This is a genomic window from Streptosporangium sp. NPDC000563 (assembly GCF_040299985.1).
Taxonomy (GTDB): Bacteria; Actinomycetota; Actinomycetes; order Streptosporangiales; family Streptosporangiaceae; genus Streptosporangium.
Genome location: NZ_JBEPDA010000008.1, coordinates 271,030 through 283,792 on the forward strand (window position 1 = coordinate 271,030; position 12,763 = coordinate 283,792).

Here is a 12,763-nt window from a genome sequence, read left to right on the forward strand (position 1 = left end):
CGGCAGATCCTGTTGAAGACACCACGGTCGGTCAGGCGACGAGCCGGACCTCACCGGGAGGCGTTCACCTCCATCCTCACGGTCAGACGAAGCGGATGAACCCCACGTACATCCCCATCGAGCAGACGTAACGCAGCGAGCCCGCGTCCCGAGCGCCCAGCCGTACGGTGGCGGGCAGTGTCACGTCGCGACCGTCGATCGTGAGCGTCCGGGTGCAGCCGGGGGCGCCCACCAGGTGGAAGACGAGCTCCGTGGGGAATCCCGCGCGGGCGGTCACCACACCCGGCCGGTAGCCCCGGTCGGTGGCCCAGATGTCGATCCGCTGGACGCCGCCGGAGCGTACGGCCGCCCGTGCGTGATCGCCCGTCGTCCCCGCCGGGCCGTCGGGGATGCCGCCCGCCGGGCCGTCCGCCGCTCCCGCCTCGTCCGTCGCCCCCGCCATCGGGTTCCGCGCGGTCCCCGCCGGGGCGCCCGCCGCCATCGCCGGGCCGCCCGATCCGGGGAGCCACCCTCCGAGGCTCAGCCCCGAGGAGATCGTCCACAGGCCCGTCGCGAGTGCGGCGACCCCGGCCAGCGCCGCCAGCCTGGTGGTCGCGGCCCGCCGCAGGACCAGCCCGAGAAGCGCGAACGCGGGCGTCGTCCCTGCCACGAACCCCGCCATCACCGCGCCCCCGCCCAGCACCGACCCGCTGGAGACCGCCACCGTCTCGATGCCGAGCGTCACCCCGCACGGCAGCAGGATCGTCGCGGCACCGAGCGCGAGCGCCCTGGGAGCGGGGACGGTGATTCCCGCGAGTCCCGCGAGTCCCGCGAGTCCCGCGAGTCCCGTGATCCCGGACACGCCGCCGCGACGGGACGTACGCCCGCCCGCTGCGACGCCCGGGTGGCATCCGGTTCGCGGCCCGCGCCCGAACATGCGGATTCCGAAGCCCGCGACCGCGATCCCGGCCGCGACGAGCAACGCGGCCCTGACCTGAGGGCCGAGCAGCACGGCGGACCCGGCCAGTCCGAGCAGCGCCCCGGCCACCACGTGGGAACCGAGGCGCCCGGCGAGGAAGAGCGCGACGACCACGGGACCCGAAGGCCCCGCTTCGGCACCGCCGCCCTTACCGTCTCCGCCGTTCCCGCAGTGCTCGTCGGTTCCGTCGGTTTCGTCGGTCCCGCGGTGCTCGTTGGCTCCGCCGGGTTCGTCGGTCCCGTCGCATTCGCGGGTCTCGCGGTGTCGGCGGGAGCGGGCAGGAAGGTCGCGCGAGGTGAGACCTGCGAGCAGGCCACCCTGTACGGCCGTGCACGAGGCCGTACCCGCGACCAGTCCCGCGGCGAGCCCGGCGGCGAACAGCGCGGCCGGCCCCGCGCTCAGCGGGCATCCCCGGTAGCCATCCCGATCTCCACTGACCCAAGGTAATCTCACCAGAGGATGACTGATAGTGATATTTCCTTACCGAGCGCTCACGCTGTCCTTACCGGACGTCCACGTTTCGCGGCGTTTTTCCGATGTTCCTCGACGCCAACGGCCCGAAGACCTCCCGGGCCGTTCTCGCTGTGCGATGGACATCACGGCGCGCGACGAATCCCGCCGACGGCGAAACTCAGCGGGCGGCGGCGTTCAGGTCGACGAGAACCTGCGTGCCCGACCCCGACCGGAACCGGAACATGTCCTCGTGCATGTACAGGGTGGGAGCGGCCTTGTCCCCCCGGCGCGTCGGAACCGGGAACAGCCGGCCGGTGCGTCCCGTGGCGAGGTCGTGCACAGAACTCGCCCCCCTGCCGTCGCGGTCCTCCTGGTGGAGCAGGACGAAGCGGCCCGAGTGGAGATACCCGCGAGCCGTCCCCGGCAGCGCGTGCCGCCCGGTTCCGTCGCGCCGCCACGCCTCGATGTTGTTGAAGCACCACGTCACCCCGCAGTCGTTCCACGACGTCCGCCCGGCGGGAGGAACCACGTCCCTGGCCTCGCCGGTGAGCACGTTCTGCAGGTGCTCCACGGGGCGGGAAGCGGATCTCTCCTCCGCGCCTCGCCGAGGCCGTTCGGCCCACGGCCAGTCGGCGAGGTGGAAGCCTTTGGTGCCGTCGACCAGGGACGCCTTCCCGCCCTTCAGCGGAGCCCGGTAGACACCGCCGCCGTCGACCGGCGACCAGACGGCCGTGCCGTCGGCGACGGCCAGGTCGATCCCGCTGTAGCTGTCGTCGATGATCACGGCCTTGACCGAGGCGATCCGCCGCGGGACGCCGCCCGTGACCGGCACCGCCCATATCTCCGTCCTGCGGTCGTTGAGCGTGGACCATGCGAGGTACCCGTCGCCGAAGACCAGCTTGCTCGACGCGTTCGAACTCTTGAGCGCCGCGATCCGGGTGAACCTCCGTCTGTCGACGTCGTAGGACCAGATCCCGTCGGGCCGGTTCCCGGTGAGTCCCGCCCCCACCACGACCCGGTCGGTGACGAACAGGTCCGGGGTGAACACCCGGCCACCCGGTGCCTTCGTCGGGATCTCGTGCACCGCGCCCGGCCAGACCTGCTTGACCGGCGGCGCGAGAGGACCGACGTAGGGCGTCGGCTGTGCCACCGGAGCCGTTGGAACCGCCGGAACCGTCGGAGTAGGTGACGCGACCGTACGCGTTCCCACGACGGTGGCCGTCGTCACGACCGCGATGGAGGCCGCCACCGCCACCGGTGCCCACGGCCTGAATCTCGGCGACGCCCCGCGTGACGCGGGTGGCGTCCCGAACCGCCCGTCGTCCCGTACGGCCTCCGCCCTGGCGGTCATCGCGTCCCTGAGCCGATCCTCGATGTCGGTCATGCCCTGTCTCCCAGTTCGCGTTCAAGCCGTTCCAGAGCCCTGAAAACGGTGGACCGTACGGTGCTCTCTCTGACGCGCATCGCCTCGGCGATGTCGGCGTGGGACAGATCGAGGTAGTAACGCAGGACGAGGACCTCGCGCTGCCGCCTGGGCAGCCGGTTGAGCGCGGCCAGCATCTCCTGTCGTGACTCGCCGAGCAGCGCGGCCGTCTCCGCCGAGTCCACCAGCTCCTCCCGCCGCCCCACCATCACCCTGGCGGCGATACCGCGCCGGCGCAGGACGGACCGCGAGGCGTTCAGCACGCAGACGCGGACGTATGTCAGGGTGAGCGGCTCGGGGGGCCTGTCGTGCAGCCTGGAGAAGACGTCCTGTACGACGTCCTCGGCGGCCTCCCTGTCGCCGACGAGCAGTACGGCGAAGCGCACCAGGGCGAGGCGGTGCTCGCGATACAGGCCGACCAGTATCGTCTCGGCACCTGGTGGTCCGGGCGCGCGAGCGGCTATCTCACCGTTCATGACCTAAAGAACGCGTAGCGGTCCCGATCCGCTGCTTCGACGGGCACGGCGATCGCGGCCCCGCCCGGCCGGCCGATCGGGGCCGCGGAGCCTACCTTCCGTGGCGTACGGCCCCGCTCGTCACGGGGTGGTCTGAGTGTTCGCGAAGATCGAGGTGTCGAGGGTGAAGTCGACCGGCTCGGGCAGGTGCAGGCGCGAACCGATCTCGACCCGGGTGGAGGTCCGATATTCGCCCTCCTTGGGGTCGCTGAGGACCGTCACGGTGGCGGGGGAGACCACGGGGTCGATCAGAAGCATCACGGGGACACCGCCCGAGGCGTAGATGGCGGGCTTGCGGTCGCGGTCGTCGAAGATGCTGCCCGGGGACACGATCTCGGCGACCATGAGGAGGCCGGAGGAGCGCAGTTCGCGGTCACCCCAGCGCGGGCAGTCTTCGGGCGCCAGCACGAAGTCGGGGACGACCAGGTCGTGGGACCCGTCGACACGGACCGCGACGTTGCCCGTGTACGCGTTCAGGTCGCCGTCCTTGATCGGCCGATGGAGTTCCGCGAAGAGGCGCATCGCCACCTGGGCGTACTCGGGGCCGCTCAGCGGGCTCACCACCAGTTTTCCTTCGATCACCTCGGCCCGCAGTCCGGGAAGAGGTGGGAGCGCGTCGTAGAGTTCGTGCGGTGTGTGCGGCAGACGCAGGGATGCGGTCTCCGGAGAGGGAGCCAGATCCGCGTGGTGACGCGGTGTCGTTTCGGTAGTCATATGCCCCTCCGTATCCTGGTGAACACGATGAGTATTCCAGGGGGGCGGGTGAAGCATGGGTTTCTCGTGGAAAGGGAGGATCAGATCCAGCCGGGGCGGACGAGGCCGGATTCGTAGGCGACGACGACCAGTTGGGCACGGTCGCGGGCGTGGAGTTTCATCATGGTCCTGCTGATGTGGGTCTTGGCGGTGGCGGGGCTCATGAAGAGCTTGCCCGCGATCTCGTCGTTGGTCATGCCGGTGCCGACCAGGGCGAGGACCTCGCGCTCGCGGTCGGTGAGCAGGCCGAGGTCGCGGGCGTGGCGCGGCTCCTTGGCCCGGCTCGCGTACTCGGCGATCAGGCGACGGGTCACGCCGGGGGAGAGCAGGGCGTCGCCCGCGGCCACCACCCGGACGGCCTGGATGAGCTCGGCCGGTTCGGTGTCCTTGACGAGGAAGCCGCTGGCGCCGCCTCGGAGGGCCTCGAAGACGTACTCGTCCAGCTCGAAGGTCGTGAGGATGATGATCTTCGGTCCGGCGGGCATCTCCCGGGTGGCGGTCAGCCCGTCCATGCCGGGCATGCGGATGTCCATCAGGACCACGTCCGGCTCGTGCTCGGCGGCGAGCCGCAGGGCCTGGGCCCCGTCGGAGGCCTCGGCCACCACGGTCATCCCCGGCTGCGCGTCCAGCAGGGCACGGAACCCCGCCCTGACGAGGGCCTGGTCGTCGGCGAGAACAATCTTGATCATCGGGATTCCTCCGGGATCGGCAGCAGGGCCTCGACGCGGAAGCCCCGGCCGTGGTGCGTGGCGGTGAGCGTTCCCCCGAGCGCCGATGCCCGCTCCCGCATGCCGGGAACGCCGTTCCCGCTGCCCAGGCTCTCCCCGGGGGCGTCGCCGCCCGAGTCGGTGACCTGGACGGTGAGCGCGTGGGGAGCGTAGTCGAGCACGATCGTGACCGACGCGCCGGGGGCGTGCCGGGTGACGTTGGTGAGGGCCTCCTGCACGATGCGGTACCCGGCCCGGTCGACGCCGGGAGGCAGCGGCCCGGCCTCGCCGACGATCTCCTTGGTGACCGGCAGCCCGCTGCGCTCGATGAGCTCGTCGAGCCGGTCCAGCCCGGCGGTGGGGGAACGGGGGGCGCCGTCGCGCAGGACGTTGAGCACCGACCGCATCTCGGTCAGCACGTCCTTGGACGCCTGCTTGATCGTGGTGAGCGCGGTCCGCGCCTGCTCGGGGTGGTCGTCGATGAGGTGCAACGCGGTGGACGCCTGCACGTGGATGAGGGAGATGTTGTGCGCGAGGACGTCGTGCAGCTCCTGGGCCATGGTGAGCCGCTCCTCGCTGGCCCGCCGCCGTAGCTCCTCCTGCTCCACCCGCGCGTGCTCGGCCTGCCGCTCCCTCCTGGCCCGGGAGACCTCGGCGGCCACCACCGCGAGGCCCATCAGCGCGGCCACCGCGAGATCGTGGAACCAGCCGGTCGTACGAACGGGGGCGAACCAGGACGTGTAAACCACGAAGAACACGTAGGCCAGGCCCCATATCGACCAGGCCGCCCGCCGGTGCCCGGTGACCACGGCGGTGTGGAACGCGATGATCGGACTGAGGAAGACCGGCCCGTAGGAGTAGTCGAGGCCGATGAAGATCACTGTGGAGCCCGCCGCGACGGCCAGGCTGAGCACCGGACGGCGCCGGCGTACGATCAGGACCAGCGGCCCGGCCAGCAGGAGCACCCAGCCCAGCGGGTCGAGCGGGATCCTGAGTATGCCGGGGTCGTGGACCTGCCACCACTGCACACCGCGGGTGACCACGCCCTGGAAGACCCCCACGAGTAGCGGGAGCGGCAACTCGGCCCAGCGGGGTTTGACGTGCACGCTCAGCACTGTACGTGCGCCCACAGGCAGGGCGCGTCCATCCCGTGAGGCATGAGGCGATACATCCCCTGCGGTAGGGAAGGGGCTGACAAGGCTTACGGGCTGAGTCAAGCTGTCTGCGGGAGGTCATCATGATCAATCGTCGAGTCGCCGCCCCCCTGGCGGGGGTCCTGGTGGGAAGTTCCTTACTGCTCGTCCAACCCGCCGCCGCCTCTCCACAGGCGTCACCGGTACGGCCGGGTGCGGAGAAGAAACCCGTCGCGGAGGGGTACGGGGGCGCGGTCTCGACCGTCGACCTCGACGCCGGCAAGGTCGCGCTGGGCGTGCTGCGCCAGGGCGGCAACGCCATGGACGCGGCGGTCGCCGCCGCGGCCGCCCTGGGGGTGACCGAGCCCTACTCGGCCGGGCTGGCCGGGGGCGGGTTCATCGTCTACTACGACGCGCGCCACAAGAAGGTCCACACGATCGACGGCAGGGAGACCGCCCCGAAGGCGATGGGGCCGACCTCTCTGGAGGGCATTCCGTTCGAGGAGGCCGTGACCAGCGGGCTGTCCGCGGGGGTGCCCGGCAGCGTGGCCCAGTGGGAGCTGGCGCTGCGCAAATTCGGCACGCTCTCGCTGAAGCAGGCGCTGAAACCCGCGACCGAGCTCGCCTCCAAGGGATTCAAGGTCGACCAGACCTTCTACGACCAGACAGCCGCGAACGCCGCCCGTTTCAAGGACTTCACCTCCACCGCCAAGCTCTACCTGCCGAACGGCGCCCCGCCGCCGGTCGGTTCCACCTTCCGCAACCCCGAGCTGGCCGAGACCTACCGCAAACTCGGTAAGCAGGGCGGCGGGTGGCTGTACGGCGGCTCCCTGGGCGCCGAGGTCGTGGCCACCGTGAAGAAGCCGCCGGTCACCCCGGGCTCCACCCGTAACGTGCGGCCGGGACTGATGGAGCTGGCCGACCTCAAGGCCTACCGGGCGCTCGAACGGCCGCCCACGAAGGTGACGTACAAGGGCATGGACGTGTACGGCATGGCGCCGCCGTCCTCGGGAGGCTCGACGGTCGGCGAGGCGCTCAACATCCTCCAGGTCCTGCCGAAGGTCGGTGAGCACGAGTATCTGGAGGCCTCCAGGCTCTCCTTCGCCGACCGGGGCAAGTACGTCGGCGACATCCCGGGCGTCCCGCTCCAGGAGCTGCTCTCCGACGGGTTCGCCAAGGAACGCGCCTGCCTGATCGGCGAACGGGCGCTGACGAGCCCGGTCGCGCCCGGTAACCCCGACGGGACGTACGGGCCGTGCGCGCCCGCTCCCTCGGCGGAGGCCACCCCGTCGGCCCCCGAAGGGCCGGAGACCACGCACCTGGTGGTCACCGACCGGTGGAACAACGTGGTCGCCTACAACATCACCATCGAGTCGACCGGCGGCAACGGCATCGTCGTCCCCGGCCGGGGTTTCCTGCTCAACAACGAGCTGACCGACTTCACCTTCGGCCCGGCCCCCGGCGACCCGAACCTGCCCGCCCCGGGCAAGCGGCCCCGTTCCTCGATGGCGCCGACGATCGTGCTGGACGACGGCAGGCCGCTGCTCGCGCTGGGTTCCCCCGGCGGTTCGACGATCATCACCACCGTGCTGCAGATCCTGGTCAACCGCTGGGACCTCGGCATGTCGCTCCCCGAGGCGCTCGCCGCGCCCCGGGCCACCCAGCGCAACACCCCCCAGACCCAGGCGGAGCAGGCATACATCGACCGCTACGGCGCCGAACTCACCGAACGGGGCCACAGCCTCGTACTGAACCCCGAGATCGGCGCGGCCACCGCGGTCGAGTTCCTGCGGAACGGGAGGCTCCAGGCGGTGGCGGAGCCGACCCGTCGCGGCGGAGGCAGCGCGCTGGTGGTGAACGAGCGCAGATAGGGGTCCCGTACTCGCGGCGGCACGTACGGTGACGGAGCGAACGGACACCGGATCCGGCGGCGTGGTCTCGGCCGCGCCGCCGGGGACGCCGAAGGGCGTCGGCGGGACGTCTAAGGACGTCCAGGGACGTTCGGGAACGCGAAAAGCGCCGAGGGCGATGCCTTCGGCGCTGCGGACTCCCCGGTCGTCAGAGCAGCAGGTACGCGGCCACGGCGACGACGACCAGCACCCCGACCACCACCGCCGCCGTGATCGGCAGGACGAGCGACCGCTTCTCGGGGGCGGCCTCGGGGTCCTTACGCTGGGCGAACGCGCGGAACGCCTGGGTGTTGCCCGCGGGGTCAATCTGCTGAGGATCAGACATGGAGATGACTGTAGCGATACGGGATACCTCCCAACACTGATTTGTCCACTTTCACGAGACGGATTCCGCTGCTTGGCCAGGGACGAGGGCTGAGGGCCGGACCGCCGACCGGGGCGGATAGCGTGGTGTCATGCTCCGGATCCTGTTCTCCGCCCGCGTGGTGGTGCTCCACCTGCTCGCGGTCGGGGCCCTCGTCGTGTGCGGGCTGCTGGGCAGGTGGCAGCTCGGCGTCTTCGAGGATTCCGGCATGCCCCAGTCGCTGCGGGATCCCGCCCCCGTGGCGGTCGCCACCCTCACCGCGCCGGGAAAGCACATGACGGCCGACGCGGTCAGCCGCCAGGTGACCGCCGAGGGGACCTTCGACGTCTCGAAGCAGCTCCTGGTGGCCGAGCGCGACGGGGGTCTGTGGCTGCTGGCCCCGCTGGACCTCGGCGACGGCACCTCCATCCCGGTCGTACGCGGCTGGGTGGCCACGGCGGGAGATCCCGCCGTCACGGCCCCTGCCGAGGGGCGGGTGACCCTCAGCGGGCGCCTGCGGCCCTCGGAGTCCACCGACAGCGTCCAGCGCCGGACCAGGCAGCTGCCGCCGGGGCAGGTGCTGACCGTGTCGTCGGCCGAACTGGTCAACCTCTGGCGGGGTACGAAGCTGCGCGACGGTTTCGTGATCGCCACCGCCCAGTCACCGGCTCCCGCGGTCGCGGCCAGGCCGGTGAGCGCCCCTCCGCCGACCGAGCCGGGCGGGCTCACCTGGCGCAACCTCGCCTACGCCGCCCAGTGGTGGATCTTCGGGCTTTTCGCGGTCTTCATGTGGTGGCATTTCGTTCGTGACGCGCTGCGCGGCGGCACGCGGAAGATCGACGCCACTCCCACCACCGCCACTGAGGCCGACACCGCCACTGTCACAGCCACTGTCACCGACACCGAATCCGGTGCCGGTCCCGACTCCGCCTCCGACGCCGGGATCGCCCCCGGCCCGGGGGCCGCCCACGAGGGCGGCGCCGGTGGAGAGCCGGAGACGCCCGCCCTGCCGGCCCGTACCGCCCCGTGAACCGAACCCCAAGACCGAGGTAACCGACCGTGGAATCCGCTCTCAAGCCCTTTCGCATCCTGGCCTACATCGTCGGCGTGATGCTGCTCATCCTGGTCACCTGCATCGTGCTCAGGTACGGCTTCGGTATCGAGGAGCCCTCGAAGATCGTCTCTCCGATCCACGGCTTCCTTTACATGCTCTATCTCGTGGCCACGATGAACCTGGGCATGAAGGCACGCTGGACGTGGCAGTACATCCTCGGGGTGATGCTCGCGGGCACCGTGCCGCTGCTCTCGTTCGTGTTCGAGCGCAGGGTGACCCGCCGGGTGGAGTCGGAGCTCGCGACCGCCGCCGCCACCGCCTGACCGATCCGGGCCGGGGCCGGAGGCGGGTCACGGTGCGTCCGACCGGGACCAGGTCAGGTCCGGAAGCGGACCACCCGGCCCGTGCCGGGTTCGAAGACGGGCTCGCGAGATGCGTCTGAACGGTCCGGCCTGGAGGCGGTGTGTGAGGTGCGTCTGAACGGTCCGGCCTGGAGGCGGTGTGTGAGGTGCGTCTGAACGGTCCGGCCTGGAGGCGGGTCTGTGAGGCGCGCCTGAACGGCCCGGCTCGGAAACGGGATCGCGAGGCCGGGCCGTGCGGGGGGCGTCGCCGCGTCAGCGGCCGAGCCCCCGGCGACGCGAACGCTTGAGACGCTCGCGCTGAGACGGGTCGAGCATCAGGTAGCCGACGACCGGGGCGGCGACGACGCCCAGGAGGATCAGCAGCGTCAGGAAACCTGGCAGGAACAGCCACGACAGGAACACCACTGCTCCGGCGCCGATCGCGTACTTCTGGACGGGCGACATCCTCAACATCCTCCGAACGCGGGGCGGACGCCCCGTCTGTAGTTCATTGTGCGTCGCCCGTCCAACGTGTGAACCCATCGCCGTGGTTCCAGCCGAGATATATCGCGATTTTCCCGGTGATGGCCGTCCCCTGCCGCTGGTGTGACAGGAGGGCGTACCGGGCTGTCCGGGCGGCGCCGGGTTGGTAGTTTGGCGGTTTCGCCGGGAACGAGAGTGAACATGTTCCACCGGAAACCGACATGATCATGCTCGTCGGTGCCGGGTTCGGCGACGGGCACCACCGCAGGAGGGACGACCGGACGGGCGCGACCACGCTCGCCGGCGGCGAGAACGATCACGCGACCATGTGGAGGACAGGCTGTGGACGGCACTGAGCGGGAGCCGGCGCGAGGCGAGCTCAGTGCGATCGGGCAGGCACTGGCGATCCTGGGAGACCGGTGGGTGCTGCTGATCCTGCAGCGGGCGTTCCTGCTGCGGATCCGGACCTTCGCCGGCTGGCACGACGCGCTGGGCATCTCCGAGTCGGTTCTCGCCGCCAGGCTCAGGGAACTGGTCGACCACGGCATCTTCGAGCTGTCGGCGTACCGCAGCGGTCGCACCCGCTACGAGTATCGGCTGACGGAGCGCGGGCTCCGGTTGTGGACCCTGCTGGTGGCGATCCACGCGTGGGAGCGAGACTGGGTCGAGCCGAAACGGCGCCCGCCGCTGCTGCACGAGCAGTGCGGCCAGGACGCCAGGCCGCACCTCGGGTGCGGTTCCTGCCTGCGGCCGATGAGTGCCCGCGACACCCGGACCGAGCCGGGCCCGCTCGCCACGTTCTCCCGGATCGGGACACCGCGGCGGCACCGCCGCACGGTCCGCGCCGACACCCCGATCGACCTGATCGGCTACTACACGACGTCGATGGAGATCCTCGGCGACCGGTGGGGCACCAGCGTCCTGGCCGGGGCGTTCCTCGGCATCCGCCGGTTCGTCGACTTCCAGTCCGGCCTCGGCATCGCGCCCTCGGTGCTCACCGACCGGCTGCGCCGCTTCGTCGAACTGCGCGTCTTCGACGCCCGGCCCGACGGCTCGTACCGGCTCACGGACAAAGGACTCGCCTTCTTCGAGGTCTTCGCCTTCCTCGTCGACTGGGCCCAGCGCGAGTTCCCCGCCCCCGAGGGCTCGGCCCTGTCGATCACCCACGCGTTCTGTGGCGCCGCGTTCCAGCCGGTCCTGCTGTGCAGGGCGTGCGAGCGACCGCTCCAGCGACGCGAGGTCCGCTTCATCCTCCCCGATGACCCGATGACGACGCTTGAGGGTTCGCCACCCGGGTGACGGCGCTCGAAGGTTCGCGACCGGAGGGACGGCGATCGGGGGTTCGCTACCCGGATGGCGCCTCCCGGACGCGGAGTGAGTCGACCGTCCAGCGGGCCGCCTGGAGGGCTCCGGCGCTGCCCCTGCCATCGGTGTCCGGAACGGTGAACCGGTGATACTGCAGCGCCGTCACGATGTTTCCCACACGGATGACGATCACCGAGTTGACGCTCGAATGACCGTTGCTGATCTGGTAGGCGTAGGCCTCGTCGCCGAGCCCCGGCACATCGGCGAGAGCGCTCACGGTCCGCGTGTCCTTCATGTCCTGTGCGTGGAGGCGAAGGTATTTCGCGTGCGCGAGCGTCGCCTTCGATTCGCGGACGACGGTGATCTTCAGAGTGTTCCTGAGACTGCCGGGCGCGGTCGTGTCAGCCGCCTGCCACTCGCACGTCGCCTTCTCTCTCGACGGGGAGGGCGCGAGGTAGAGGCGGCCCGCCTGTTCCTCCGAGATCAGGGAGCACGGGTCAGGGGCCTTCGCGAAGAAGGTGGGCAGCGGTGCCGGAGCCGCGTTCGTCGGCTGGGACGCGGGACGGGACCAGAGCCAGAACGCCGTACCGCCGCCGGCCAGGAGGACCAGCGCGGCGGCCACGACGATCAGGAGGGGGCGGCGTGATCCGGCGGGCCGGGGGGTGAGTCCCCGCAGGATCGTGCGGGCGGTGTCGGCGTCCGGGCGGTGGGCCGGGTCGGCCGTGAGCAGACTCTCCACCAGCGGGGCGAGCGGGCCGGAGGTCGCCGCGCCGGTGCCCCCCGAGGCGGGGCCGGATTCGACGAGGTCCCCCAGGGGAGAGGCCGGGGCGGTGCCGTCCGCCGGGCGCGGGCCGGTGTCCGGCACCTGTCCCTCGACGGCGGTGAACAGGACGGCGCCCAGGTCGCGCAGCTCGTCGGTGGCGTCGAACATGGCGAAGCCGGTGACCACGACCCTGCCGTCAGGGGTGAGAAGCACGCTCTCCGGGCCTGCCAGAAGGTGAACACCGCGCTCGTGGGCGGCGGTCTGCGCGTCCAGTACGCGCAGCCCGACCTCGGCCGTCCGCTCGGAGGTGAGCGGCCCCTCGGCCCGGACGGTCTGCAGCACCGAGCGGCCCTCGACCGACTCCAGGATCAGCCAGACCTGGTCGGGGAAGGAGACGACGTCGTGCAGGGTGATGACGTTCGGGTGCCTGAGGTCCGCCGCGGCGCGGATCCTGGCGAGAAGGCCGTCGCGCCGCGGGCCGGGTGGCGGGAGCGCCATCCCGGTGACCGTGACGTCGCGCTGGAGCAGTTCGTCGCGGGAACGCCAGGTGGTTCCTGTGCGGTCGCGGCGCTCCAGCAACCGATAGCGACCGGCCAGCAGGTTCGGGTCGCTCATACCGGTT

General features: G+C 71.1%; 14 protein-coding genes. 5 read left to right on the forward strand and 9 right to left on the reverse strand.

Features of this window, described 5'->3' with window-relative positions:
• Nucleotides 1–82 precede the first annotated feature (82 nt).
• The 6 genes from ABT352_RS21195 to ABT352_RS21220 form a co-directional block, all read right to left on the reverse strand.
• Nucleotides 83–1,411: a sulfite exporter TauE/SafE family protein gene (locus ABT352_RS21195; RefSeq protein ID WP_350946578.1), complete on the reverse strand. Its 1,329-nt coding sequence runs from the start codon at nt 1,409–1,411 to the stop codon at nt 83–85.
• A 178-nt stretch (nt 1,412–1,589) separates the two neighbouring features.
• On the reverse strand, nt 1,590–2,795 hold the full coding sequence (locus ABT352_RS21200; protein WP_350946579.1) for a hypothetical protein: 1,206 nt from the start codon (nt 2,793–2,795) through the stop codon (nt 1,590–1,592).
• Complete coding sequence (locus tag ABT352_RS21205; RefSeq protein WP_350946580.1) at nt 2,792–3,310, reverse strand: RNA polymerase sigma factor; 519 nt, start codon at nt 3,308–3,310, stop codon at nt 2,792–2,794. The genes ABT352_RS21200 and ABT352_RS21205 overlap by 4 nt, the downstream gene beginning before the upstream one ends.
• A 120-nt stretch (nt 3,311–3,430) precedes the next feature.
• Nucleotides 3,431–4,063, reverse strand: coding sequence for a Uma2 family endonuclease (locus ABT352_RS21210; RefSeq protein WP_350946581.1), 633 nt, complete (start codon nt 4,061–4,063; stop codon nt 3,431–3,433).
• A gap of 80 nt (nt 4,064–4,143) precedes the next feature.
• A complete protein-coding gene (locus ABT352_RS21215; protein WP_350946582.1) occupies nt 4,144–4,791 on the reverse strand; it encodes a response regulator in 648 nt (215 codons plus the stop codon).
• The gene (locus tag ABT352_RS21220; RefSeq protein WP_350946583.1) at nt 4,788–5,915 is read right to left on the reverse strand and encodes a sensor histidine kinase; all 1,128 of its coding nucleotides are present in this window, start codon (nt 5,913–5,915) and stop codon (nt 4,788–4,790) included. Before ABT352_RS21220 ends, ABT352_RS21215 begins: the two co-directional genes overlap by 4 nt.
• 131 nt (nt 5,916–6,046) lie before the next feature.
• On the opposite strand from ABT352_RS21220, the gene ABT352_RS21225 reads away from it, so the two are divergent.
• Nucleotides 6,047–7,813, forward strand: coding sequence for a gamma-glutamyltransferase family protein (locus tag ABT352_RS21225; protein ID WP_350946584.1), 1,767 nt, complete (start codon nt 6,047–6,049; stop codon nt 7,811–7,813).
• 187 nt (nt 7,814–8,000) lie between these two features.
• Here the strand turns inward: ABT352_RS21225 and ABT352_RS21230 are convergent, their stop codons facing one another.
• A complete protein-coding gene (locus ABT352_RS21230; RefSeq protein WP_350946585.1) occupies nt 8,001–8,177 on the reverse strand; it encodes a hypothetical protein in 177 nt (58 codons plus the stop codon).
• A 130-nt stretch (nt 8,178–8,307) separates the two neighbouring features.
• On the opposite strand from ABT352_RS21230, the gene ABT352_RS21235 reads away from it, so the two are divergent.
• The gene (locus ABT352_RS21235) at nt 8,308–9,225 is read left to right on the forward strand and encodes an SURF1 family protein (RefSeq protein ID WP_350946586.1); all 918 of its coding nucleotides are present in this window, start codon (nt 8,308–8,310) and stop codon (nt 9,223–9,225) included.
• Between the two features lie 29 nt (nt 9,226–9,254).
• Entirely contained in the window at nt 9,255–9,572 is a 318-nt protein-coding gene (locus ABT352_RS21240; protein WP_350946587.1) for a DUF3817 domain-containing protein, read from the forward strand.
• Nucleotides 9,573–9,863: 291 nt separating this feature from the next.
• Here the strand turns inward: ABT352_RS21240 and ABT352_RS21245 are convergent, their stop codons facing one another.
• Nucleotides 9,864–10,055, reverse strand: a complete 192-nt coding sequence (locus tag ABT352_RS21245; protein ID WP_350946588.1) for a tail-anchor membrane protein — start codon at nt 10,053–10,055, stop codon at nt 9,864–9,866.
• Nucleotides 10,056–10,294: 239 nt separating this feature from the next.
• Between ABT352_RS21245 and ABT352_RS21250 the strand changes: the two genes are divergently transcribed.
• Together ABT352_RS21250 and ABT352_RS21255 are read left to right on the forward strand one after the other, a co-directional pair.
• Nucleotides 10,295–10,429, forward strand: coding sequence for a hypothetical protein (locus ABT352_RS21250; protein ID WP_350946589.1), 135 nt, complete (start codon nt 10,295–10,297; stop codon nt 10,427–10,429).
• Nucleotides 10,416–11,372 carry a winged helix-turn-helix transcriptional regulator gene (locus tag ABT352_RS21255; RefSeq protein WP_350946590.1) on the forward strand — a complete coding sequence of 319 codons (957 nt, stop codon included), beginning with the start codon at nt 10,416–10,418 and terminating at the stop codon, nt 11,370–11,372. The genes ABT352_RS21250 and ABT352_RS21255 overlap by 14 nt, the downstream gene beginning before the upstream one ends.
• A 46-nt stretch (nt 11,373–11,418) precedes the next feature.
• Here the strand turns inward: ABT352_RS21255 and ABT352_RS21260 are convergent, their stop codons facing one another.
• The gene (locus ABT352_RS21260) at nt 11,419–12,756 is read right to left on the reverse strand and encodes a protein kinase family protein (protein WP_350946591.1); all 1,338 of its coding nucleotides are present in this window, start codon (nt 12,754–12,756) and stop codon (nt 11,419–11,421) included.
• Nucleotides 12,757–12,763: the final 7 nt, after the last annotated feature.

Excerpts from the sequence above, each read along its gene's own strand:
- ABT352_RS21225 (WP_350946584.1), top strand. The coding sequence starts at position 6,047 with ATGATCAATCGTCGAGTCGCCGCCCCCCTGGCGGGGGTCCTGGTGGGA.
- ABT352_RS21230 (WP_350946585.1), bottom strand. The coding sequence starts at position 8,177 with ATGTCTGATCCTCAGCAGATTGACCCCGCGGGCAACACCCAGGCGTTC.
- ABT352_RS21200 (WP_350946579.1), bottom strand. The coding sequence starts at position 2,795 with ATGACCGACATCGAGGATCGGCTCAGGGACGCGATGACCGCCAGGGCG.
- ABT352_RS21205 (WP_350946580.1), bottom strand. The coding sequence starts at position 3,310 with ATGAACGGTGAGATAGCCGCTCGCGCGCCCGGACCACCAGGTGCCGAG.
- ABT352_RS21245 (WP_350946588.1), bottom strand. The coding sequence starts at position 10,055 with ATGTCGCCCGTCCAGAAGTACGCGATCGGCGCCGGAGCAGTGGTGTTC.
- ABT352_RS21260 (WP_350946591.1), bottom strand. The coding sequence starts at position 12,756 with ATGAGCGACCCGAACCTGCTGGCCGGTCGCTATCGGTTGCTGGAGCGC.
- ABT352_RS21215 (WP_350946582.1), bottom strand. The coding sequence starts at position 4,791 with ATGATCAAGATTGTTCTCGCCGACGACCAGGCCCTCGTCAGGGCGGGG.
- ABT352_RS21210 (WP_350946581.1), bottom strand. The coding sequence starts at position 4,063 with ATGACTACCGAAACGACACCGCGTCACCACGCGGATCTGGCTCCCTCT.
- ABT352_RS21250 (WP_350946589.1), top strand. The coding sequence starts at position 10,295 with ATGATCATGCTCGTCGGTGCCGGGTTCGGCGACGGGCACCACCGCAGG.
- ABT352_RS21235 (WP_350946586.1), top strand. The coding sequence starts at position 8,308 with ATGCTCCGGATCCTGTTCTCCGCCCGCGTGGTGGTGCTCCACCTGCTC.